The organism is Leifsonia sp. KNZ12-8B, from assembly GCF_056755495.1.
The window spans coordinates 33,497-54,803 of the sequence record NZ_JBPGXM010000012.1 but is presented as its reverse complement, the minus strand read 5'-3'; the positions used below and the strand labels follow the sequence as shown (position 1 = coordinate 54,803).

Sequence of the window (21,307 nt, the reverse complement as noted above, 5' to 3'; positions counted from 1 at the left end):
AGATGTGTATAAGAGACAGCCCGCCGATCGGCGAATCGGTGGACAACCGCCCCCTCCACAGCCCTGTGTAGACGGCACGCCGTTCCTCCCGTTCACCTGGTCCGAAACACGGCGTACCGTATTCATCGCCGGTTGCTCGACGAGGCCATCAGCCTCGGGAGGCGCCGGTGGACGACAACCGAAAAAGGGATGACATGTCTGAACAACGCAGCAATCGCCTGACGAGTGAGAACGACCACGTACCGACGCCGACACCCGCGATGAGGCGTCGAGTCCTCGGATTGGCGATCGCGGCGGCGGTCGGCGGCTTCCTCTTCGGCTTCGACTCGTCGGTGATCAACGGTGCTGTGGACTCCATCCAGGAGCACTTCGCGCTGAATGCGTTCGTGAAGGGCTTCGTCGTCGCGATCGCACTGCTCGGCTGCGCCCTCGGCGCCTACATCGCCGGCCGCCTCGCCGACCGGTGGGGGCGGCTCAAGGTGATGCTGCTCGGAGCGGTGCTGTTCCTCGTCAGCTCGATCGGCGCCGGGCTGGCGTTCTCGGTGTGGGACCTCGGCCTGTGGCGCGTCGTCGGCGGCCTCGGCATCGGCATCGCGTCCGTCGTCGCGCCGGCGTACATCGCCGAGATCTCGCCGAAGCAGTCGCGCGGCGGTCTCGCCTCGCTGCAGCAGCTCGCGATCACGATCGGTATCTTCATCGCGCTGCTGTCCGACGCGCTGCTCGCGGGGGCGGCCGGTGCGGCCTCCAATCAGCTCTGGCTGGGCTTGGAGGCATGGCGGTGGATGTTCCTGGTCGGCGTGATCCCCTCGGTCGTCTACGGCATCCTGGCGCTCACGCTGCCCGAGTCGCCGCGGTACCTGCTCACCACGGGCAAGCGGGACGAGGCGAGGAAGATCTTCACCACCCTCGTGCCCGAGGAGGACGTCGACCGGCAGATCTCCGACATCGAGCACGCCATCGCGGAGGACGAGCAGGGCGCCAAGAGCACCCTGCGCGGCAACAGCTTCGGGCTCAAGCCGATCGTGTGGATCGGCATCATCCTCTCGGTGTTCCAGCAGTTCGTCGGCATCAACGTGATCTTCTACTACTCGACCTCGCTCTGGCAGGCGGTCGGGTTCACCGAGGGCAGCTCGCTCCTCATCACCGTCATCACGTCGGTGACCAACGTGGTCGTGACGATCATCGCCATCCTCCTCGTGGACCGCGTCGGCCGGCGGCCGATCCTGCTCACCGGCTCGATCGGCATGGCGCTCTCCCTGGCCCTGATGGCTCTCGCGTTCACCTTCGCGACGAAGTCCGGCGATGCGGTGTCGCTCCCGAACCCGTGGGGGCCGATCGCCCTGATCGCCGCCAATGCCTTCGTCGTCTTCTTCGGGGCATCGTGGGGCCCGCTCGTGTGGGTGCTGCTCGGCGAGATCTTCCCGTCCCGCATCCGTGGCGCGGCGCTCGGCGTCGCGGCCTCTGCGCAGTGGATCGCCAACTTCCTGGTGACCGTGTCGTTCCCGCCGATGTCGGACTTCTCGCTGCCGTTCACCTACGGCATGTACGCGGTGTTCGCGGCCCTGTCGTTCTTCTTCGTCTTCTTCAAGGTCCCGGAGACGAAGGGCATGGCGCTCGAGCAGGCGGAGACGCTGTTCACGAACGCACGCGGACGTCAGCGCGGCCCGCAGGTGCGGTCGAGCGGGGACTCCGTCTGACCCTCCGGGGCGGGCGGCAGCGTCCGCCCCGGAGCACGCCGTCGCCTGGTATGCTTTCCGAAGCACTCCGCTCGTCGGAGTGACTACGCGTGCCCGGACGCCCCCGAGGGTTCACCCCAGGGGCGGGGCGCGCATCCACCGGTCTCCCTTCCACGCCACGCGGTTCCTCCGCGCGGGGCGAAGGGGAGCGGATGCGCGCGGGGCACCAGGTGCGACGGCCGCCGGCCGCCCGCAGATCAACCGCAGAAATCGCCTCCCGTGCCGTGCGCCGGCGCGGAGGCAGGAGAAGGAGAACGGCAATGGCCGTCGTCACCATGCGCCAGCTGCTCGACAGCGGCGTCCACTTCGGACACCAGACCCGCCGCTGGAACCCGAAGATGAAGCGCTTCATCCTCACCGAGCGCTCGGGCAGCTACATCATCGACCTCCAGCAGTCGCTGGCGTACATCGACAAGACCTACGACTTCGTCCGCGAGACCGTCGCCCACGGCGGCACCATCCTCTTCGTCGGCACCAAGAAGCAGGCCCAGCAGGCGATCGCCGAGCAGGCGACCCGCGTCGGCCAGCCGTACGTGAACCAGCGCTGGCTGGGTGGTCTGCTGACCAACTTCCAGACCGTGTCCAAGCGCCTCGCCCGCATGAAGGAGCTCGAGGAGCTCGACTTCGAGGGCACCACCAGCGGCTTCACTAAGAAGGAGCTGCTGATCAAGAAGCGCGAGCTCGACAAGCTCCACAAGTCGCTCGGCGGCATCCGCAACCTGTCGAAGACCCCGAGCGCGATCTGGGTCGTCGACACCAAGAAGGAGCACCTCGCGATCGACGAGGCGAAGAAGCTGGGCATCCCGGTCATCGCCATCCTCGACACGAACTGCGACCCCGACGAGGTGCAGTACCCGATCCCGGGCAACGACGACGCGATCCGCTCCGTCTCGCTGCTGACCCGCATCGTCGCCGACGCGGCCGCCGAGGGCCTCATCCAGCGCCACCAGAAGCCCGAGGAGGGTGCCGAGCAGGCCGAGCCGCTCGCCGAGTGGGAGCAGGAGCTGCTGCAGCAGTCGGCCGGCGAGGTGCAGTCCAGCGCCGAGACCGAGAAGAACGCGGACGCCGACCTCGCCGAGGCCAAGGCGGACTCCGCCGAGGCGATCGCCGAGGGCGAGGCCGACGCGGACGCGGACGCCGAGTCCAAGTAATCCCGCGAACCACGACACTTCACACGAAAAGGTTCCAGTCAGAACATGGCAAACATCAGCATCGCTGACATCAAGGCCCTGCGCGAGCAGCTCGGCACGGGCATGGTCGACACCAAGAAGGCGCTCGAGGAGGCCGATGGCGACATCGAGAAGGCCACCGAGATCCTGCGCCTGAAGGGTGCCAAGGGCAACGCGAAGCGCGCCGACCGCTCCACCAGCGAGGGCCTCGTCGCCGCCAAGGAGAACGGCAACGGCACCGCGACGATGATCGAGCTCGCGTGCGAGACCGACTTCGTCGCGAAGGGCGACAAGTTCATCGCCCTCGCCGACAAGGTCCTCGACGCGACCGCCGCCGCGGGCGCCACCACGGTCGAGGAGGCGCTGGCCGCCCCCGCCGGTTCGCAGACCGTCGCCGAGCTCATCGGCGACGAGGCCGCGATCCTCGGCGAGAAGGTCGAGCTCCGCCGCATCGCCGTCGTGAACGGCGAGCACTTCGCGATCTACCTGCACAAGACCTCCAAGGACCTGCCCCCGCAGGTCGGCGTGGTCGTCGGCTACACCGGCGACGACGCGGAGACCGCCCGCAGCATCGCGCAGCACATCTCGTTCGCGAACCCGACCTACCTCAGCCGCGAGGACGTCCCGGCCGACGAGGTCGAGAACGAGCGTCGCATCGTCGAGGAGATCTCGCGCAACGAGGGCAAGCCGGAGGCCGCGCTCCCGAAGATCATCGAGGGCCGCCTCGGCGCCTACTTCAAGCAGGTCGCCCTGCTCGAGCAGGAGTACGCCCGCGACAACAAGCTCACGATCAGCCAGGTGCTCAAGGAGTCGGGCCTCACGGTCACCGGCTTCGCCCGGTTCAAGGTCGGGGCCTAGCCCATCGAGAAGGAGTCCGGATCGTTTCGATCCGGACTCCTTTTCTGTGCGCGAGGGTCCGCACGCGGTCCCGCCACGCACTAGCGTTAACGAAACACACGGAAGGACTCACATACGCATGTCGGCAGCAAACTCGAGGCGCAGGGTCCTCCTCAAGCTTTCCGGTGAGGCCTTCGGCGGTGGCCAGCTCGGCGTCAATCCCGACATCGTCAGCAGCATCTCGCGTGAGATCGCGCAGGCCGCGGAAGACGTGGAGATCGCGATCGTCGTCGGCGGCGGCAACTTCTTCCGCGGCGCCGAGCTGTCGCAGCGCGGCATGGACCGCGGCCGCGCCGACTACATGGGCATGCTCGGCACGGTGATGAACTCGCTGGCCCTGCAGGACTTCCTCGAGCAGGCCGGCGCCGAGACGCGCGTCCAGTCGGCCATCTCGATGACCCAGGTCGCCGAGCCCTACATCCCGCGGCGGGCGGAGCGCCACCTCGAGAAGGGGCGCGTGGTCATCTTCGGCGCCGGCGCCGGCCTGCCGTACTTCTCGACCGACACGGTCGCCGCCCAGCGTGCGCTGGAGATCAACGCCGACGTGGTGCTCGTCGCCAAGAACGGCGTCGACGGCATGTACGACGACGACCCGCGCACCAACCCGGCCGCCCGCAAGATCGACCAGATCTCGCACCAGGAGGCCCTCCAGCAGAACCTGAAGGCCGTGGACTCCACCGCGCTCAGCCTCTGCATGGACAACGGCATGCCCATGCGCATCTTCGGCATCGAGCCGGCCGGCAACGTCACGGCGGCGCTCCTGGGCGCAGAGATCGGCACGCTGCTCGGCTGAGGTGCCGGGCCGTAGACTAGACACCACCCATCGATCTGAAGGAGAAACCGTGATCGCGGATGTGATTTCCGATGCCCGCCAGCGCATGAGCAAGACCGTGGACGCGGCGAGGGAGGACTTCGGCACCGTGAGCGCGGGCCGGGCGAACCCGGCTCTCTTCCAGAAGGTGATGGTCGACTACTACGGCTCGCCGACGCCGCTCGCGCAGCTCGCCGGGCTGCAGAACCCGGAGGCGCGCGTCCTCCTCGTCACGCCCTACGACAAGTCGGCCCTCAAGGACATCGAGAAGGCCATCGTCAACATGCCGAACCTCTCGGCCAACGTCGGCAACGACGGCGAAATCGTGCGCGTCACGCTCCCCGAGCTGACCGAGGACCGCCGCAAGGAGTTCGTCAAGATCGTCCGCGGCAAGGGCGAGGATGCCAAGGTCGCGCTGCGCAACATCCGGCGCAAGGCCAAGGACGACCTCGATGCGCTCAAGGGCGAGGTCGGCGACGACGAGGTGGCTCGTGGCGAGAAGGAGCTGGAGTCCCTCACGCGCACGCACGTCGACGCCGTCGACGAGGCGCTCAAGCGCAAGGAAGCCGAGCTTCTCGAGGTCTAGCGGATGACCGAGGGCACTGGTCCCGGAGCACCGAACCCCCCGGTGCCGGAGGCCACGCCGACAGCGAGGCGGCGGGGGAAGCCCCGTTCGCGCGAGGAGTTGCGCGCCCAGGTGCAGGCGACCCGCGCCGACTTCGAGCGCCAGGTGCTCGCCAGGAAGGCGCAGCTCGACGCGACGAACGAGAAGATCGCCGCGCGCACGGGCCGCAACCTGGTGCTCGCGATCCTGATCGGGCTGGTGGCCGGCGGGCTCGTGCTGCTGAGCCTGATCTTCATCAAGCAGCTGTTCCTGCCGTTCGCGATGGCGATCGCCGGGTTCGCGGCGTTCGAGCTCGCCCAGGCGTTCCGCGACGCCGGGCGCCGGGTCCCGCGCATCCCGACCGTCGCGGCGGCGCTGGCGATCATCCCGGTGACGTTCTTCCTGCACGCGGGCGGCCAGCTGGTCGCACTCTCGGCGGGCGTCGTGCTCGTGGTGCTGTGGCGGCTGGTGGAGGAGCTGGTCGTGCCCCCGGGTCGCCGTCGCCGTGCCGGCGGCGCCGCGCTCGGCCGCGACCTCACCTGGAGCGTCTTCGTCCAGCTGTACGTGACGCTGCTGGCCAGTTTCGCCATCCTGCTGCTGGCCGAGCCGGGCGGCGAGTGGTGGGTGCTCGCGTTCCTCATCCTGGTCGTCGCTGTCGACACGGGCGCGTACGTGAGCGGGCTGTCGTTCGGCAAACACCCGATGGCGCCGACGATCAGCCCCAAGAAGACCTGGGAGGGTTTCGCGGGGGCCGCCGCCGCCGCGGTCATCGCCGGCGTGCTGCTGTCGGTGTTCATGATCGGGCAGCCATGGTGGTTCGGCGTCGTCTTCGGCATCGTGCTGCTGCTCACCGCGACCGCCGGCGACCTGGTGGAGTCGCTGATCAAGCGCGACCTGGGCATCAAGGACATGAGCTCGTGGCTGCCGGGGCACGGCGGCTTCCTCGACCGGCTGGACTCCATCCTCCCGTCGGCGGCGGCCACCTACGTGCTGTTCCTGATCTTCCGATGACAGAATGGGGGAGTGAGCACCTTCCCCCGGAGCCCCAAGTCGAAGCTCGGATACGACGTCGAGCAGGTCGACGCCTTCCTCGAGTCCGCGCGCACCGCCTATGACGACTCGAGCTCGTCGAGGCTCACGGCGGCCGACATCCGCCACACCGCGTTCTCGATGCAGAAGGGCGGCTACTCGACCACGCACGTCGACGCGGCCCTGGAGCGGCTGGAGGACGCCTTCGCGGCACGGGAGCGGGAGGCCGCCCGCGGCGCCAAGGGCGAGTCCACCTGGCTCGAGGAGGCGCGCACGACCGCGCAGGTGATCCTCAACCGTCTCGACCGGCCGGTCGGCCAGCGCTTCGACCGGGTCAGCATCCTCACCCTGGGCTACAACCGGCAGGATGTCGACCGGTTCGCGAACCGGCTGGTGAAGTACTTCCAGGACGGCCGTCCGATGAGCGTCGACGAGGTGCGCACGGTCACGTTCCGGGAGCAGCGCGGAGGCTATCGGGAGGTCCAGGTCGACCTCCTGCTCGACAGCGTGACCGACGTCATGCTGGCCGTGCGCTGACCTGGCGATTGCCTGAGTGCCGTGACGGTTGCTTTGGAAACTCGGCCGATCTCCGTTATCGTCTTGTGATCGTGGGTAGACCAGCAGCAGAGATCGTTCCGCTGACCCCGGCCAACCCGGTCGGAGTCGCCTTCAAGCGTCCCCGCCGCCCGCACATCCGTTCGCGGGCGGCGATCTACGGCTTCGCGTTCACCGCGGCCGTCGGCTTCGCGCTCGTCAACGTCGTCGACCCGTACTCCGGGTCCGCCGCGACGCCCGCCTACGCGGAGGCGATGCCGCAGCTGCCGACCACCTCACGGTTCGGCGACGCGCCCGTGCAGAGCCTCACCGCCCCCGACTCCTACACCGCCACGGTCACCCGCGAGGAGCTGACCGTGAAGCCGAAGCCCACGCCGACCCCCACCCCGACGCCGACGAAGGCGCCGGTCGCGGAGGAGAGCGACGACGAGTCGGGTTCCGTCTCGGCCGCGCCGCCCGCCGGCACCCCCGACCCGGGTTCTGCGAAGGCGATCGCGTACGAGATGCTGCAGGCGCGCGGGATGGGCGACGACGAGTACAGCTGCCTCGTCTCGCTCTGGAACCGCGAGTCCGGCTGGAACGTCTACGCGCACAACTCCTCGAGCGGCGCGTACGGCATCCCGCAGGCGCTGCCCGGCAGCAAGATGTCGTCGGCCGGCCCCGACTGGGAGACGAACGCCGCCACCCAGATCACCTGGGGCCTCGGCTACATCACCGGCCGCTACGGCACCCCGTGCGGCGCGTGGAGCCACTCGGAGTCCTCCGGCTGGTACTGAGCCGCTTCAGCCCGTCGCGCGCTCATCCGACGCGCTCGTCGGGCCCGTCCGAGGTGTCCAGCGGCCGGTAGTGCCGCCACATCCCCAGGAACGTGCGGTTGCCCAGGATCACCGAGACGGTCGCGTAGGCGATCGCGGCGACGCCGCCCAGCATCAGGCACGGATCGACGGCCACGCCCGCGGTGAACAGCACCGCGCCGACCAGGACGCCCACCAGCGCGGCGTTCACCACGCTCATGAACAGCATGCTGCTGCCCAGGAACTGGCTGGCACTCCGCCGGCCGAGGAAGTAGTAGGTGTGCTGGATCCCGGCACGGTCGTCGTGCCGGGAGGCCATGAGGTACGGCTCGATCTCGGGGGCGATCGACACGTAGGCGCTCCGGAGGCGGTTCATCGCGATCACGTACATGAGGTCGTCCATCCCGGCGTTGAAGACGCGGATCTGCGTCATGACCCCGACGACGGTCACGAGCCCGAGGAGGACGTCGGCGAAGACCGGGAAGAAGCCGGAGAACCCCGTGGCCTGCCCGACGAGGGCGATGCTGACGAGCACCGCCGACATCAGCGTGAGCAGCATCCCGATGCGCACCAGCACCTCGCTCTGCGTCGTGGAACGGGACGCGAGGAGGCTCCAGTGCTCGGTGGCGAGCAGCTGGGCCTGCAGGGCAGGATCGGTGCGAGCGTCGTCGCCCATGCGGCGATGGTAGCGCTGCCTCGACCTAGACTGGAGACATGCCTCGCTCCAACCGTCCCCGTGGCCGCCACGGGCGCACGCAGCGCGAGGAGGAGCAGGAGACCGGGTTCGACCGCCTGCTGACCGGCTGGCGCCGGACCGAGGTCAAGCGCGGCGGCACGTGGAACGTGCAGCCCGTCTCCGCCGCCCAGGCGCAGAAGGCCTACGTCTGCCCCGGCTGCGGCGGAGACATCGAGCCGGGCGTCGCCCACGTCGTCGCGTGGCGCGCCGACGGCGTGCTCGGCGACGCCGCCGACCTGGCGGCCCGCCGACACTGGCACGCCGCCTGCTGGAAGATCGCCTGACGGCTGCGGACGCAGCTCGACGAGCACGACGAGGAGAACCCGTGATGACGACCACCGAGATCCGCGGCGGCGTGGAGCTGCCCGCCCGGCGCGAGGACATCGAACTGCACACGCAGGACGGCCTCACCCTCGTCGGGGAGCTGGCGGCGCCGCTCGACCGGGAGCCGGTGGCGACGCTCGTGACGCTGCACCCCCTGCCGACCGGGGGCGGGTTCATGGACTCGCACATCCTCCGCAAGGCCGCCGGCCGCCTCCCGGCGCTGGCGGACATCGCGGTGCTGCGCTTCAACACGCGCGGCACGTCGTCGCCGCGCGGACGCAGCCAGGGGGAGTTCGGCCACGGCATCGACGAGCGCTACGACGTGGAGGCCGCGATGGCCTTCGTGGCCGAGCGCGGCCTCCCGCACCCGTGGCTGCTCGGCTGGTCGTTCGGCACCGAGCTCGCGCTGATGTACGGGAGGGAGTGCCCGGTCGACGGCGTCATCCTGCTGTCACCGCCGCTGCACCGGGCGAAGCCGGAGCACCTTGCCGCGTGGGCGGGGGACCGCCGTCCGATCGTCGCGCTCATCCCCGAGCACGACGACTACCTGCGGCCCGCAGAGGCCGCCCAGCGCTTCGCACCGCTGCCGCAGATCGAGCTGATCGACGTGGCCGGTGGCAAGCACCTGTGGGTGGGGGAGAACCAGACCAGGACGGTCCTGAACGAGATCGTCGCGCGGCTCAACCCGGCCGCGCTGCCGCTGCCGACGGAGTGGCCGCCGCCCGCGGCCTCCTGAGGCGCCGCCGCTACAGCTCGTTCTGGCGCGGGATGACGACCTGCTTGACGATGAGCAGGATCGCCGCCGCGAACGGGATGGCGACCAGCGCGCCGAGGATGCCGAGCAGCGTGCCGCCCGCCAGGGCCGCGACGACGACCAGCGCGCCGGGCACCGAGACGGCGCGGTTCATGATGCGCGGGCTGAGCACGTACGCCTCCACCTGCATGTACACGAGGTAGTAGATCGCCGCGGCGATCGCCGTGGGCGGGCCGGAGAGGAAGCAGACGGCGACGATGATCACCGAGCCCGTGATCGTGCCGACCAGCGGGATCAACGAGAAGAAGAAGGCGATCGACGCGAGCAGGATGGGGAACTTCGCGCCGATGACGGTGAGGAAGATCGCGCTCAGGAGGCCGTTGACGAGCGCCAGCGCGACCTGACCCATGACGTACTTGCCGACGGAGTCCGTGATCTGGTCGCCGAGGTCGGCGACGCGGGCCCGGCGTGAGGCGGGCACCAGCTGGTAGGCGGCGCGCTTGATGCTCGGCAGGGACGCCGTGAAGTAGATCGTCAGGATGACGACGATGATCACGCCGAACGCGCCCTGCACGATGCCGATGCCGGTCTGCAGCACCTTCGAGGTGATGTCCGGGAGGTTCTGCTGCAGCCACTTGGTGACCGCGTTGATGTTGGTGTCGTTGATGACGCCGGGGAACTGGTGCTGGAGGCTGAGGAACCACTTCTCGGCGTCGCCGTCGTTGACCCAGTTGATCGTGTTCTGGACCAGCTGGCTGGCCTGGTCGACGGCGACCGGGACGATGGCCCAGACGAGGCCCACGAAGGCGCCGATGATGATCACGAGCGTGACGATCAGGGCGAGCCAGCGCGGGAACCGGCGCCGCTCGAGGAACGCGATCAGCGGCTCGATGCCGAGCGCCAGGAACAGCGCGGCGCCGATGTAGGTGATGATCGTCGACAGGCTGACGATCGACGTCAGGATGAGGACGCCGAGCCCGACTCCGAGGGTGCCGATGAGGCCGAGGCGGAACGGGTTCTGGATCTTCATCGGTGCCCCCTTTGCGCCGGAGCGCGTGGTCGGTCAGTCGTCAGTCTTCGTGCGCGGTCACCTTCTCGGCCTGCTGCAGGACTCCGCGCAGATTCTCGAAGTAGCCGGCGACGGCCTCGCGCTCAATCCTAATCTGGGCCAGCCGCTCCTCCGCGTCGGCCACCAGGCGTTGCGTGCGCTGCTCCGCCTCCTCGACGAGGGCCGCCGCGCGCTCCTCCGCGTCGCGGACGATGCTCGCGGCCGTGCTCTCGGCCTCATTGCGGGCCCTCTTGACCGTCTCGCGCGCCTCGGTCTCGAACGTCTCGGCGTCGGTGCGGGCCTGCGCGGTGCGCTTGACCGCGTCGGCCAGCTGGACGTTGGCCTCGTCGAGGTACTTCTGGGTCTGCGCGACCGCCTCCTGGTGCCGGGTGAGGTACTCCTGCTCGGCCTCGTCGCGGCGGGCCTTGAGCTCGACGTCGAGGTCGATGCGGGCTTGCTCGATCTCGTGGCGGCGCGTCTCCAGGTCTTCGAGGGTCGTGGTGCGCAGGTCCGAGAGCTCGCGGTCGAGGGCGGCGCGGCGCTGGGCGGCCTCCTGCTCGAAGGCGGCGGTGCGCTCGGCGATCTCGGCCTCGAGCGCGGTGCGCGCCTCGGCGGCCTCGGCGGCCAGCGCGGTGCGGACCTCCGCCGCCTCCTTCTCGAGCGCCAGGCGGGCCTGCTGCGTCTCGTCGGCGAGGGTGACGCGCGCGGTCTCGGCCTCGCGCTCCAGCTCGATGCGCTGCTGCTCCCGGTCGTCGGCCAGCTCGTTGGCGGTGGAGGCGCGCTGGGCCGCGAGCTCGGTGGAGGTGCGGCGCACGTCCTCCTCGAGGGTGCTGCGGGTGCGCTCGGTCTCCTCCGCGAGCCGCGAGCGGGTCTGCTCGGACTCGGCGGCGAGGGCGGACTTCGTCTGCTCCACTTCGGCGGCGAGGGCGGCCTTGGTGGTGGTGACCTCGGTCTCGAGGGCGGACTTGGTCTGCTCGACCTCGGCGGCGAGGGCGGCCTTGGTGGTGGTGACCTCGGTCTCCAGGGCCGACTTCGTCTGCTCGACCTCCGCGGCCAGGGCGGCCGTGGTCGACTCGACCTCGGCCGCGAGCTGCGCCCGCGTCTCGGTGACCTCGGCGGCGAGGGCGGTGCGCTCCCTGGTCAACTCGTCGTCGAGCGCGCGGCGGGCGGCGTCGACCTCCGCGGCCAGCTCGGCGCGCAGCTCGGTCGCCTCGGCGTCGAGCTCGCGGCGCTGCCGGTCGGCCTCGGCGGCGAGCCGCGCGCGCGTCTGCTCGACCTCCGCGGCCAGCTCGCCGGCGGTGCGCTCACGGTCGGCGGCCAGGCGGGCGGCGGTCGCCTCGCTCTCGGCCTGGAGGGTGCTGCGGGTCTCCGTCGTCTCGCGCTCCAGCGTGGTGCGCGTCTGCACGATGTCGTCGGCGAGCTCTGAGCGGGTGCGCTCCTCCTCCTCGGTGAGGGCGGACCGGGTGCGGGTGACCTCGTCCTCCAGCTCGGCTCGGGTGCGGGTGACCTCGTCCTCGAGGGCGGAGGTGGTGCTCGCGACCCGGTCGGCGAGCTCGGCGGTGGTGCGCTCCACCTCGTCCGCGAGCCCGGCCCGGGTGGAGGTGACCTCGTCGGCCAGCTGCGCACGCGTCTGCTCGACCTCGGCGGCGAGGGAGGCCCTGGTCTGCTCGACCTCGGCGGCCAGCGCCTTCGTGGTCTGCTCGACATCGGTCGCGAGCTTCTGACGGGTGGTGACGTCCTCGTGGGAGAGGTCGGCGCGCACCTGCGCGGTCTCGGCGGCGAGGGCGGCGCGCTGGCGCTCGACCTCGTCCGCCAGCTCGGCGCGCGCCTGGGCGATCTCGGCGGTGAGGGCGGCGCGTGCGGCCGCCTCCTCCGCGGCGAGGCGGTCGGCCGTCTCGGCGACCTTCTTGTCGAGCTCCAGGCGGGTCTGCGCGGTCTCGCGCTCGAACGCGGCCCTGTCCTCGGCCAGGGCGTTCTCGAGCTCGGCGCGGCGCGCGGCGATCGTGCGGTCGAGGTCGGCGGCCTCGGTGCGGGCCGCCTCGGCCTCGCGCGACGCCACGGCCTTCAGCTCGGCCGCCTCGCGGTCGGCCTCCGCGCGGACCGCCGCCGCCTCGCGCCGGCTGGTCGCGCGCAGCTCGGCGGCCTCGGTGGCGACGGCGCCGCGGATGGCGGCCGCCTCGCGCATGGCGTCGTTGAGCAGGGTCTCTTTGTCGGAGCGGGTCTTGGCCAGCAGCTCGGTCGACTCGATCTGCGCGTCCTCGAGCATGGTGGTCGCCCTGGCCGTGGCGTCGGCGATGATCCGCTCGGCCTGCTGGGCGGCGCTGCGCTTGACCTTCTCGATCTCGGCGGAGACGCCGGCGCGCAGCTTCTCCGCGTCGATGTCGGCCTGCGCGATGAGGCGGGTGGACTGCTCCTCGGCGACGCGCAGGGTGTTCTCGAGCTTGGTGCCGAGGCCGGAGTAGGTGGGGCTGCCGACCTCCTCCAGCTCGGCGTCGAGCTCCTCGATGCGGGCCTGCAGCCGCTTGATCTCCTTGGACGCGTCGGCCGCCTGCGTGTTCGCCTTGATCAGGTCTCTGCGCAGCTCCTGGAGGGTCTTGTCGACCTCGTCCTTGTCGTAGCCGCGGAAGACCTGGGTGAAGTTCGTCTCATCGGTCGCCACTTGAAGTCACTCCTGGGATGTCTCGGCGAGCCGCTCGCGCGCCGCGGACAATCTTACATTTGGACCCCGATCACCCGCATGGGGGACTACGGTGGCGTGCAGATAACGGTTAGATGCCTTTCAGGGTGCTCCAGTATCGTTGTGTGATCTGTGCCGGACCCCCATCCCGGCGCACAAGGAGTTTGCTTGCGTTTCGTCCTCGCCATCGTCGCCTTCGTCGTGGCCGCCGTCATGATCGTCGCCGGGATCGCCCAGCGGACGGTCTTCGCACCCCCCTCGCAGCTGACGGCGAGCGCCACGATCCCCGGCGACGCCAAGTACGTGGTCATCGCGGGCTCCGCGCTCAACGCGAACCCCGGCCAGCAGACGCTGACGCTGGGCGATGCGCCGGACCCGTCCAAGCAGGTGGTGGCCCTCGGCCGCACCGCCGACGTGACGGCCTGGCTGAAGGGCGAGGAGTACGTGGCGGTCCGCTGGGACGCCAAGACCGGCACGCTCGTCACGCGCACGGTGGGGGCGGGCGACTCGTCGTCCGGCTCCACCGCGACACCGGCGCCGACCGACGGCGCCACCGGAGACGCGGGCGGCGGTGACGCGACCGCGCAGAGCGCGAACCCCGCGGGCTCCGACCTCTGGCTCGAGGAGTACGACGGCGCCGACGCGACGAAGACCAGGATGAACATCCCGGACGACGTCAGCGTGCTCGTCGCCTCCGACGGCGCCTCGCCTGCGCCGAGCTCGATCGTCCTGACCTGGCCCGTCGACACCAGCACCCCCTGGGCCTTCCCGCTGATCATCGCGGGGCTCGTGCTGCTGGTGATCGGCATCGCCCTCTACCTCTGGGGGCTCTACACTCACCGCAGGTCCCGTGGACCGCGGAGGAAGAGCGGACCGAAGATGCCCAAACTGCCCAAGGCTCCGAAGTACAAGCCGACCGCGGCCGTCGAGGCCACCCCGCGCGGGAGGCGCTCGTCGCGCCGGGCGCGCGTCATGGTGCCCGCCGTGCTCGCCGGCGCCCTCACGCTGAGCGGACTCGGCACCGGCGCGGCCGTCGCCGACCAGACGCCGGCGCCGACCCCGTCGCCGACCGCGACCGGCGGCCAGGCCGCCGACCAGCTGCCTCCCGCGGTCACCGTGCCGCAGCTGGAGCGGATCGTGAAGCGGATCTCCGCCGCGGCCGCGGACGCCGACGCGAAGGCCGACCCGAACCTCGCCGCGCAGCGCTTCACCGGCCCGGCCCTCCAGCTGCGCCAGGCGAACTACGCCATCCGCGCCAAGAAGTCCGACGAGCCGGCGCTTCCCGCCATCCCGGCCAGCCCGATCGTGCTCTCGCTCCCGCAGGCGACGGACACCTGGCCGCGCACGGTGATCGCCGTCGTCGAGACCCCGAAGGACGCGCAGGGCAACGCGCAGGCGCCGCTCGCGCTCACCCTCGTGCAGGACAACCCGCGCGCCAACTACATGGTGGAGTACGCGATCTCGCTGGAGCCGAAGGCGAAGGTGCCGAACCTCGCGCCGGCCAGCATCGGCGCCGCGGTCGTCCCGCCGGACTCCAAGCTCCTCAAGCTGCCGCCGGAGAAGGTCGCGGCTGCCTACGGCGACGTGCTCATGAACGGCGACGCCAGCCAGTACGCCTCGCTGTTCAGCAAGGAGGGCGACACCCTCCGCACGGCCGTCGGCGCGGAGTGGAAGGCGAAGCAGATCGCCGACCTGCAGGCCAAGTACGGCGCGACCTCGTCGCTGACGTTCACGTCGGCCGTCGGCCAGGGCCGCGACACGGCCATGGCGACCAACGACTCGGGCGCCATCGTCTGGACCGACCTGCAGGAGTCGCAGGTGCTGAAGGTCGTGGAGGCCGGCGCCGAGGTGAACGCGGGCAACACCGCGGCCGCGCTCAGCGGCGTCGCCACGTCGAAGACCGGCATCGAGTCGACGTTCGGCTACCAGCTGGCCTTCTACGTGCCCCCGGCGGGCTCCGACGCCGAGATCACGCTGCTCGGCTTCGCCCAGGGCATGGTCTCCGCCAAGGAGATCCCGTAGTCGCGATCCGCGCGATAGCCGCGATGCCGTCCACACCCGTACAGGAGGACCGATGAGCAACATCCCGCCCACGCCCACGAACCTGCGTGGCGCCGTCGACCTCAGCGCGCTCGTGAGCCGCCCGGCGCCCGGTGCGGCGGCCCCCGGTGCCGGCTCGCCTGCCGACGCTCTGGGAGGCGCAGGCGAGGCGCTCGCGCTGCCCAGCCTCTACTTCGAGGGCACCGACGCGAACTTCAACGACTTCATCGAGCTGTCGATGCGGGTGCCGATCGTGGTCGACCTGTGGGCCGAATGGTGCGAGCCGTGCAAGCAGCTCTCGCCCATCCTGGACCGCGTCGTCGCCGACTACGCGGGCCGGCTGGTGCTCGTGAAGATCGACGTGGACGCCAACCCGCAGCTGTCCCAGGCGTTCCAGGCGCAGTCCATCCCCACGGTCGCCGCGATCGTCGGCGGCCGGCCGGTGCAGCTGTTCGTCGGCGCCATGCCCGAGCCGCAGGTGCGCGACGTGTTCGAGCAGCTGCTGCAGCTCGCCGCGCAGAACGGCGTCACGGGCACGGTGTCGGTGGACGCCGACGCGGGCCTCGTCGAGGGCGAGGAGGCGGAGCCGCAGCCCGAGCCGCTGCCGCCGCATCACCAGGCCGCGTACGACGCCATCGATCGCGGCGACTTCGACGCCGCGATCGCCGCCTACAAGACCGCCATCGCGCAGGATCCGCGCGACACGATGGCGGTCGCCGGGCTCGCCCAGGTCAGCCTCCTGGCCCGGCTGGCCGGCAAGTCCCTGGACGAGCTGCGATCGGCCGCCGCCGCGAACCCCCGCGATGCGGACGCGCAGCTCGGCGTCGCCGACCTGGACCTCTCCGGCGGGCACGTCGAGGACGCCCTCGACCGCCTCCTCACGCTCTTCCCGACGCTCGACGCCGCCGGCAAGGACACGGTCCGCGCGCGGCTGCTGGACTATTTCGAGATCGTCGGCGTGGACGACCCGCGGGTCGTGCGGGCGCGGGCTAGGCTCGCGTCGCTGCTGTACTGAGTCGCCGGACCAGCTGAGCCACTCCCTCTGAGCGCGGTGCGGCGGCGACACCCCACGTCAGCCCCGAAAGGCCCGCCATGTCCCGTGTGCTCGTCGTCGGCGGCACCGGCCTCGCCGGTCGCGCCGTCACCGCAGAGGCCGTCGATCGCGGCCACGACGTCGTCGTGGCCTCCCGGCGAACCCCCGACGACGACGCCGACGCCTTCGTCCCCGGCGCCGCCTACGTCACGACCGACCTCGTGACCGGGCTGGGACTGGAGGAGGCGGTGGACGGCGCCGACGTCGTGATCGACGCGAGCAACGGCGTCGGGCGGCAGGCGGCGCATGTCTTCGCGATCGGCGCCCAGAACCTCCTGCACACCGCGGCGCGGTTCGGCGTGAATTCGGCGGTGCTGCTGTCGGTCGCCGGGATCGACGGCTCCGGCTACGCGTACTACCGGGCGAAAGCGGCGCAGGAGCGCGCCTACCTCGACTCCCCGCTGGAGACGCGGATCGTGCGGGCAACGCAGTTCCACGACTTCGTCACGGCGATCTTCGAGCGCGGCCGGCCGTTCGGCGCGCTGCTGGCGCCGTCGCGCACCCGGTTCCAGCCCATCTCCGTCGCCGATGTCGCCCGCGTGCTCGTGGACGCCGCCGAGGGCGCGGGGGAGCCGGGCATCCGCACGGTCGCCGGACCCAGGATCGAGTCGGCGCGCGAGCTCGCCGAGCAGTGGAAGCGGCACAGCGGCAGCCGTCGGCCGGTCGTCCCCGTGCGGCTGCGCGGCCCGCTCGGCGCGACCTGGCGAGCGGGCCACCAGCTCGCGCCGGAGCACGCGATCGACGGCGTCGGCTACGGAGCCTGGCTCAGCTCGCGCGCGGCTTGAGCCACAGCGCGCCCAGCGGAGGCAGGTTCACCACCGCCGAGGCCGGGCGACCCATCCACGGCTCATCGGCCGCGGTCACCTGGCCGAGGTTGCCGACACCCGAGCCGCCGAACGCCTCCGCGTCGGTGTTGAGCAGCTCCTCCCACTCGCCGGCGAGCGGCAGCCCCACCCGGTAGCCCTCGTGCGGGGCGCCCGAGAAGTTCAGCAGCACGGCGATGGGGGAGCCGTCGCGGTCCTTGCGGAGGAAGGCGATGACGTTGCCCGCGGCGTCGGAGCCGTCGAGCCACTCGAAACCGGCGGGGTCGTTGTCGAGCGCCCACAGCTGCGGGTGCTCGCGGTACAGCGCGTTGAGCTGCGCGACGAGGTCCCACAGGCCGCGATGGGTCGGCTGGTCGAGGATCCACCAGTCGAGCCCGCGCTCCTCGCTCCACTCGGACGGCTGGCCGAACTCCTGACCCATGAACAGCAGCTGCTTGCCCGGGTGCGCCCACATGAACGCGAGGAACACCCGCAGGTTCGCCAGCTGCTGCCAGTGGTCGCCGGGCATCTTGCCCAGCAGCGAGCCCTTGCCGTGCACGACCTCGTCGTGGCTGATCGGCAGCAGGAAGTTCTCGCTCCACGCGTACACGAACGAGAACGTGAGCTCGCTGTGGTGGTAGCTGCGCCACATCGGGTTCTCGTGGATGTACTGCAGCGAGTCGTGCATCCAGCCCATGTTCCACTTGAAGCCGAAGCCGAGGCCGCCCGACGCCGTCGGCTGCGTGACGCCGGGGTAGCTCGTGGACTCCTCGGCGATCATCACGGTGCCCGGATTGCGCTTGTAGGAGGTGGCGGTCACCTCCTGCAGGAACGAGATCGCCTCGAGGTTCTCGCGGCCGCCGTGGATGTTCGGCTCCCACTCGCCCTCGTTGCGGGAGTAGTCGAGGTAGAGCATCGAGGCGACGGCGTCGACGCGCAGGCCGTCGACGTGGAACTCCTCCAGCCAGTACAGCGCGTTGGCGACGAGGAAGTTGCGCACCTGCGAGTTGCCGTAGTCGAAGATGTAGGTGCCCCAGTCCTTGTGCTCGCCGCGGCGGGGGTCCGAGTGCTCGTACAGCGGCCTCCCGTCGAACCGGGCGAGCGCCCAGTCGTCCTTGGGGAAGTGGCCGGGCACCCAGTCCATGATCACGCCGATGCCGGCCTGGTGGAGGCGGTCGATCAGGTAGCGCAGGTCGTCGGGCGACCCGAAGCGGCTGGTCGGGGCGAAGTAGCCGGTCACCTGGTAGCCCCACGATCCGCCGAACGGGTGCTCGGCGAGCGGCAGGAACTCGACGTGGGTGTAGCCGAGCGCTCCGACGTAGTCGATCAGCTGGTCGGCGGCCTCCCGGTAGCCGGTGCCCGGCCGCCAGCTGCCCAGGTGCAGCTCGTAGACGCTCATCGGGCCGCTGTGCGGGTCGGTCTCATGGCGGCGGCGCATCCACTCGTCGTCGCCCCACTCGTGGCGGCTGACGGTGATGCGCGAGGCGGTGGCGGGCGGGGTCTCCGCCAGCTGCGCCATCGGGTCGATCTTGCGCACCCAGCCGCCGTCGGGCGTGAGGATGTCGTACTTGTAGATCTCGCCCTCGCCGAGCCCGGGGACGAAGAGCTCCCAGACGCCGGAGCCGCCCATGCTGCGCATCGCGTGCAGGGTGCCGTCCCACCCGTTGAAGTCGCCGACGACGCGCACGGCGCGGGCGTGCGGCGCCCACACGGTGAAGGCCGTGCCCACGACGCCGCCGAGGTCGCGGACGTGCGAGCCCAGCGCCTCCCACAGCTGCTCGTGCCGGCCCTCGCCGATGAGGTGGAGATCGAGGCTGCCGATGGTGGGGGCGAACCGGTACGGGTCGTCCGCCGTCCAGGTGCTGCCGTCCTGGTAGCGCGCCTCGATCAGGTAGGCGCCGGGGCCGACGATGTCGATGCCCTGCCAGATGCCGTGGGCGAGGTGGGCGAGCTCGATGTGCGCACCGTTCGGGAGCACGGCGAAGACCGCCTCCGCGAGCGGCCGCAGGGCGCGGATGACCGTGATCGGGTCGGCGACCCCCGGCGCGTTGACCTGGTGCTGGCCGAGCACCGTGTGCGGGTCGTGGTGGGCGCCGGTCGCGACCGCGTGGAGCGTCGCGTCGTCGAGCTCTGGCAGGGCGACGGCGGCTGCGCCTTCGGGGATCGGGGTCATCGGATTCCTTTCGAGGGCGGTGCGGTGGGACGGGTGGTGCGTGCGGCCGGCGTCGCGGGCGTCAGAGCGGCTTCACCACCAGGATGTGGACCGGCTGATCGAACGCGTCGAGGCGGACGTAGTCGTCGGCGCCCCACACCCAGCGCTGGCCGGTCACGGCGTCCTTCACCTCGAAGCTCGCGCCCGGCTCGATGCCGAAGGCCGTGACGTCGAGGTGGACGATCGTCTCGCGCACCGAGTGCGGGTCGACGTTGGCGACGACGATGACCGCGTCCGGCTTGCCGCTGCGGGTGAACCGGCCGGGCAGGTACTTCGAGTAGACGAGGATCGCGTCGTCCTCGCTGGAGTGGATGCGGAGGTTGCGCAGCTGGCGGAGCGCCGGGTGTTCGCTCCTCGTACGGTTGAGCATCGTCAGGTAGGGCGCGAGCGAGCGGCCGAGGTTCTGAGCCCTCGCGTAGTCGCGCGGGCGGTACTCGTACTTCTCGTTGTCGATGTACTCCTCGGCGCCCGGGCGCGCGACGTTCTCGTACAGCTCGAAGCCGGAGTACACGCCCCAGGTCGGAGCGGCGGTGGCGGCGAGGGCCGCGCGGATCTTGAACGCCGCAGGGCCGCCGAACTGCAGGTACTCCGTGAGGATGTCCGGCGTGTTCACGAACAGGTTCGGGCGCAGGAAGTCGGCCGTGTCGGACGCGAGCCCGGTGAAGAACTCCTCCAGCTCCTCCTTGGTGTTCCGCCAGGTGAAGTAGGTGTACGACTGCTGGAACCCGGCCTTCGCGAGCGTGTGCAGCAGGGCGGGCCGGGTGAACGCCTCGGCGAGGAAGACGACGTCGGGGTCGGCGGCGTTGACCGTGCGGATCAGCCACTCCCAGAAGTGCAGCGGCTTGGTGTGCGGGTTGTCGACGCGGAAGATGCGGACGCCGAGGGACATCCAGTACCGGACGATCCGCAGCACCTCGGTGCGCAGGCCCTCGTAGTCGTTGTCGAAGTTGATCGGGTAGATGTCCTGATACTTCTTCGGCGGGTTCTCCGCGTAGGCGATGGTGCCGTCGGGGAGGGTCGTGAACCACTCCGGGTGCTCCTTCACCCAGGGGTGGTCGGGCGAGGCCTGCAGCGCGAGGTCGAGCGCGACCTCCAGGCCGGCCTGCTTGGCCTTGCCGACGAAGTGGACGAAGTCCTCCTCGGTGCCGAGGTCCGGGTGGATGGCGTCGTGACCGCCCTCGGCCGACCCGATCGCCCACGGCGAGCCGGGGTCGTTCGGTCCGGCCTCCAGCGAGTTGTTGGGGCCCTTGCGGAAGGTGCGGCCGATCGGGTGGATGGGCGGCAGGTAGACGACGTCGAAGCCCATCGCCGCGATCTCGGTGAGCCGTGCGGCCGCGGTGCGGAAGGTGCCGGACTGCCATGACCCGTCCGGCAGCTTCTTGGCGCCCTCCGACCGCGGGAAGAACTCGTACCAGCTGCCGACGCCGGCGCGGGTGCGCTCCACCTGGATCGCGCGGGTCTCCGAGAGCGACGGGAGGCTCACCACCGGCCGCTCGGTCAGGATGCGGACGATGCGGTCGTCGATGGCGGCGGCGAAGCGCTCCTCGACCGGCTTGGCGGTGTCGGCGGCGGCCTTCGCGGCGGCGTTCAGGTGCCGGCGCTCGGCCGGGCTGCGGCGCTTGTCCTTGGCGGCGCCGGCGAGGAGGTCGTGGCCCATCCGCAGCATCAGCTCGACGTCGATGCCGGCGGGCACCTTCACCTCGGCGTTGTGCCGCCAGGTTCCGTAGTCGTCGGCCCAGGCCTGCACGCGGTACCGCCACAGGCCCTCGGTCTCGAGCTGCACCTCCACGCCCCAGCGGTCGGTGCCCGGTTCGAGCGCGTGCATGCGGTGCTCGGTCTGCTCGCCGGCGGGGTCGAGCAGGATGAGGTCGACGCCGATGCGGTCGTGGCCCTCGCGGAACGCGGTGGCCCGGAACGGCACGACCTCGCCGCTGAACGCCACCGCGGGCCAGTGGCCCTCGTCGACCTGCGGGGAGAGCTGGAGGACCGGGATGCGGGTCAGCAGGGGCTCGTACGCCGGCGGTT

At 70.8% G+C, this 21,307-nt stretch carries 18 protein-coding genes; 13 read left to right on the top strand and 5 right to left on the bottom strand.

Features of this window, described 5'->3' with window-relative positions; genetic code table 11:
- The first annotated feature begins 194 nt into the window (after positions 1-194).
- The 8 genes from ACR9ZG_RS03515 to ACR9ZG_RS03480 all read left to right on the top strand — a co-directional run bounded on the left by ACR9ZG_RS03515 (position 195) and on the right by ACR9ZG_RS03480 (position 7,577).
- Positions 195-1,697, top strand: coding sequence for a sugar porter family MFS transporter (locus tag ACR9ZG_RS03515; RefSeq protein WP_481283436.1), 1,503 nt, complete (start codon positions 195-197; stop codon positions 1,695-1,697).
- A 299-nt stretch (positions 1,698-1,996) separates the two neighbouring features.
- On the top strand, positions 1,997-2,887 hold the full coding sequence (gene rpsB, locus ACR9ZG_RS03510) for a 30S ribosomal protein S2 (protein WP_481283435.1): 891 nt from the start codon (positions 1,997-1,999) through the stop codon (positions 2,885-2,887).
- 45 nt (positions 2,888-2,932) lie between these two features.
- Positions 2,933-3,763, top strand: coding sequence for a translation elongation factor Ts (gene tsf / locus ACR9ZG_RS03505; RefSeq protein WP_481283434.1), 831 nt, complete (start codon positions 2,933-2,935; stop codon positions 3,761-3,763).
- A gap of 118 nt (positions 3,764-3,881) precedes the next feature.
- The gene (gene pyrH / locus ACR9ZG_RS03500) at positions 3,882-4,595 is read left to right on the top strand and encodes a UMP kinase (protein WP_481283433.1); all 714 of its coding nucleotides are present in this window, start codon (positions 3,882-3,884) and stop codon (positions 4,593-4,595) included.
- Positions 4,596-4,644: 49 nt separating this feature from the next.
- Positions 4,645-5,199: a ribosome recycling factor gene (gene frr, locus ACR9ZG_RS03495; protein WP_481283432.1), complete on the top strand. Its 555-nt coding sequence runs from the start codon at positions 4,645-4,647 to the stop codon at positions 5,197-5,199.
- Positions 5,200-5,202: 3 nt separating this feature from the next.
- A complete protein-coding gene (locus tag ACR9ZG_RS03490) occupies positions 5,203-6,228 on the top strand; it encodes a phosphatidate cytidylyltransferase (RefSeq protein WP_481283431.1) in 1,026 nt (341 codons plus the stop codon).
- Positions 6,229-6,240: 12 nt separating this feature from the next.
- Positions 6,241-6,783, top strand: coding sequence for a DivIVA domain-containing protein (locus ACR9ZG_RS03485; RefSeq protein ID WP_481283430.1), 543 nt, complete (start codon positions 6,241-6,243; stop codon positions 6,781-6,783).
- Between the two features lie 71 nt (positions 6,784-6,854).
- On the top strand, positions 6,855-7,577 hold the full coding sequence (locus ACR9ZG_RS03480) for an aggregation-promoting factor C-terminal-like domain-containing protein (protein ID WP_481283429.1): 723 nt from the start codon (positions 6,855-6,857) through the stop codon (positions 7,575-7,577).
- A 22-nt stretch (positions 7,578-7,599) separates the two neighbouring features.
- On the opposite strand, the gene ACR9ZG_RS03475 is transcribed toward ACR9ZG_RS03480, so the two are convergent.
- Positions 7,600-8,271, bottom strand: coding sequence for a hypothetical protein (locus tag ACR9ZG_RS03475; RefSeq protein WP_481283428.1), 672 nt, complete (start codon positions 8,269-8,271; stop codon positions 7,600-7,602).
- 38 nt (positions 8,272-8,309) lie between these two features.
- On the opposite strand from ACR9ZG_RS03475, the gene ACR9ZG_RS03470 reads away from it, so the two are divergent.
- Both ACR9ZG_RS03470 and ACR9ZG_RS03465 read left to right on the top strand, forming a co-directional pair.
- Positions 8,310-8,615, top strand: coding sequence for a hypothetical protein (locus ACR9ZG_RS03470; RefSeq protein WP_481283427.1), 306 nt, complete (start codon positions 8,310-8,312; stop codon positions 8,613-8,615).
- 44 nt (positions 8,616-8,659) lie between these two features.
- Positions 8,660-9,391 (top strand): alpha/beta hydrolase, encoded by a 732-nt coding sequence (locus ACR9ZG_RS03465; protein WP_481283426.1) that lies wholly within the window; start codon positions 8,660-8,662, stop codon positions 9,389-9,391.
- A gap of 10 nt (positions 9,392-9,401) precedes the next feature.
- Here the strand turns inward: ACR9ZG_RS03465 and ACR9ZG_RS03460 are convergent, their stop codons facing one another.
- Both ACR9ZG_RS03460 and ACR9ZG_RS03455 read right to left on the bottom strand, forming a co-directional pair.
- Positions 9,402-10,439 carry an AI-2E family transporter gene (locus ACR9ZG_RS03460; RefSeq protein WP_481283425.1) on the bottom strand — a complete coding sequence of 346 codons (1,038 nt, stop codon included), beginning with the start codon at positions 10,437-10,439 and terminating at the stop codon, positions 9,402-9,404.
- A 40-nt stretch (positions 10,440-10,479) separates the two neighbouring features.
- Positions 10,480-13,116: a hypothetical protein gene (locus ACR9ZG_RS03455; RefSeq protein ID WP_481283424.1), complete on the bottom strand. Its 2,637-nt coding sequence runs from the start codon at positions 13,114-13,116 to the stop codon at positions 10,480-10,482.
- 186 nt (positions 13,117-13,302) lie between these two features.
- Between ACR9ZG_RS03455 and ACR9ZG_RS03450 the strand changes: the two genes are divergently transcribed.
- From ACR9ZG_RS03450 to ACR9ZG_RS03440, 3 genes are all read left to right on the top strand, one after another.
- The gene (locus ACR9ZG_RS03450; RefSeq protein WP_481283423.1) at positions 13,303-15,156 is read left to right on the top strand and encodes a DUF8094 domain-containing protein; all 1,854 of its coding nucleotides are present in this window, start codon (positions 13,303-13,305) and stop codon (positions 15,154-15,156) included.
- Between the two features lie 52 nt (positions 15,157-15,208).
- Positions 15,209-16,189: a tetratricopeptide repeat protein gene (locus ACR9ZG_RS03445; protein WP_481283422.1), complete on the top strand. Its 981-nt coding sequence runs from the start codon at positions 15,209-15,211 to the stop codon at positions 16,187-16,189.
- 77 nt (positions 16,190-16,266) lie between these two features.
- Complete coding sequence (locus tag ACR9ZG_RS03440; protein ID WP_481283421.1) at positions 16,267-17,052, top strand: SDR family oxidoreductase; 786 nt, start codon at positions 16,267-16,269, stop codon at positions 17,050-17,052.
- Here ACR9ZG_RS03440 and glgB read toward each other — a convergent pair.
- The gene (gene glgB / locus ACR9ZG_RS03435; RefSeq protein WP_481283420.1) at positions 17,033-19,243 is read right to left on the bottom strand and encodes a 1,4-alpha-glucan branching protein GlgB; all 2,211 of its coding nucleotides are present in this window, start codon (positions 19,241-19,243) and stop codon (positions 17,033-17,035) included. The two genes, ACR9ZG_RS03440 and glgB, sit on opposite strands and share 20 nt — an antisense overlap.
- A 61-nt stretch (positions 19,244-19,304) precedes the next feature.
- Positions 19,305-21,275, bottom strand: a complete 1,971-nt coding sequence (locus ACR9ZG_RS03430) for an alpha-1,4-glucan--maltose-1-phosphate maltosyltransferase (protein WP_481283438.1) — start codon at positions 21,273-21,275, stop codon at positions 19,305-19,307.
- Positions 21,276-21,307: the final 32 nt, after the last annotated feature.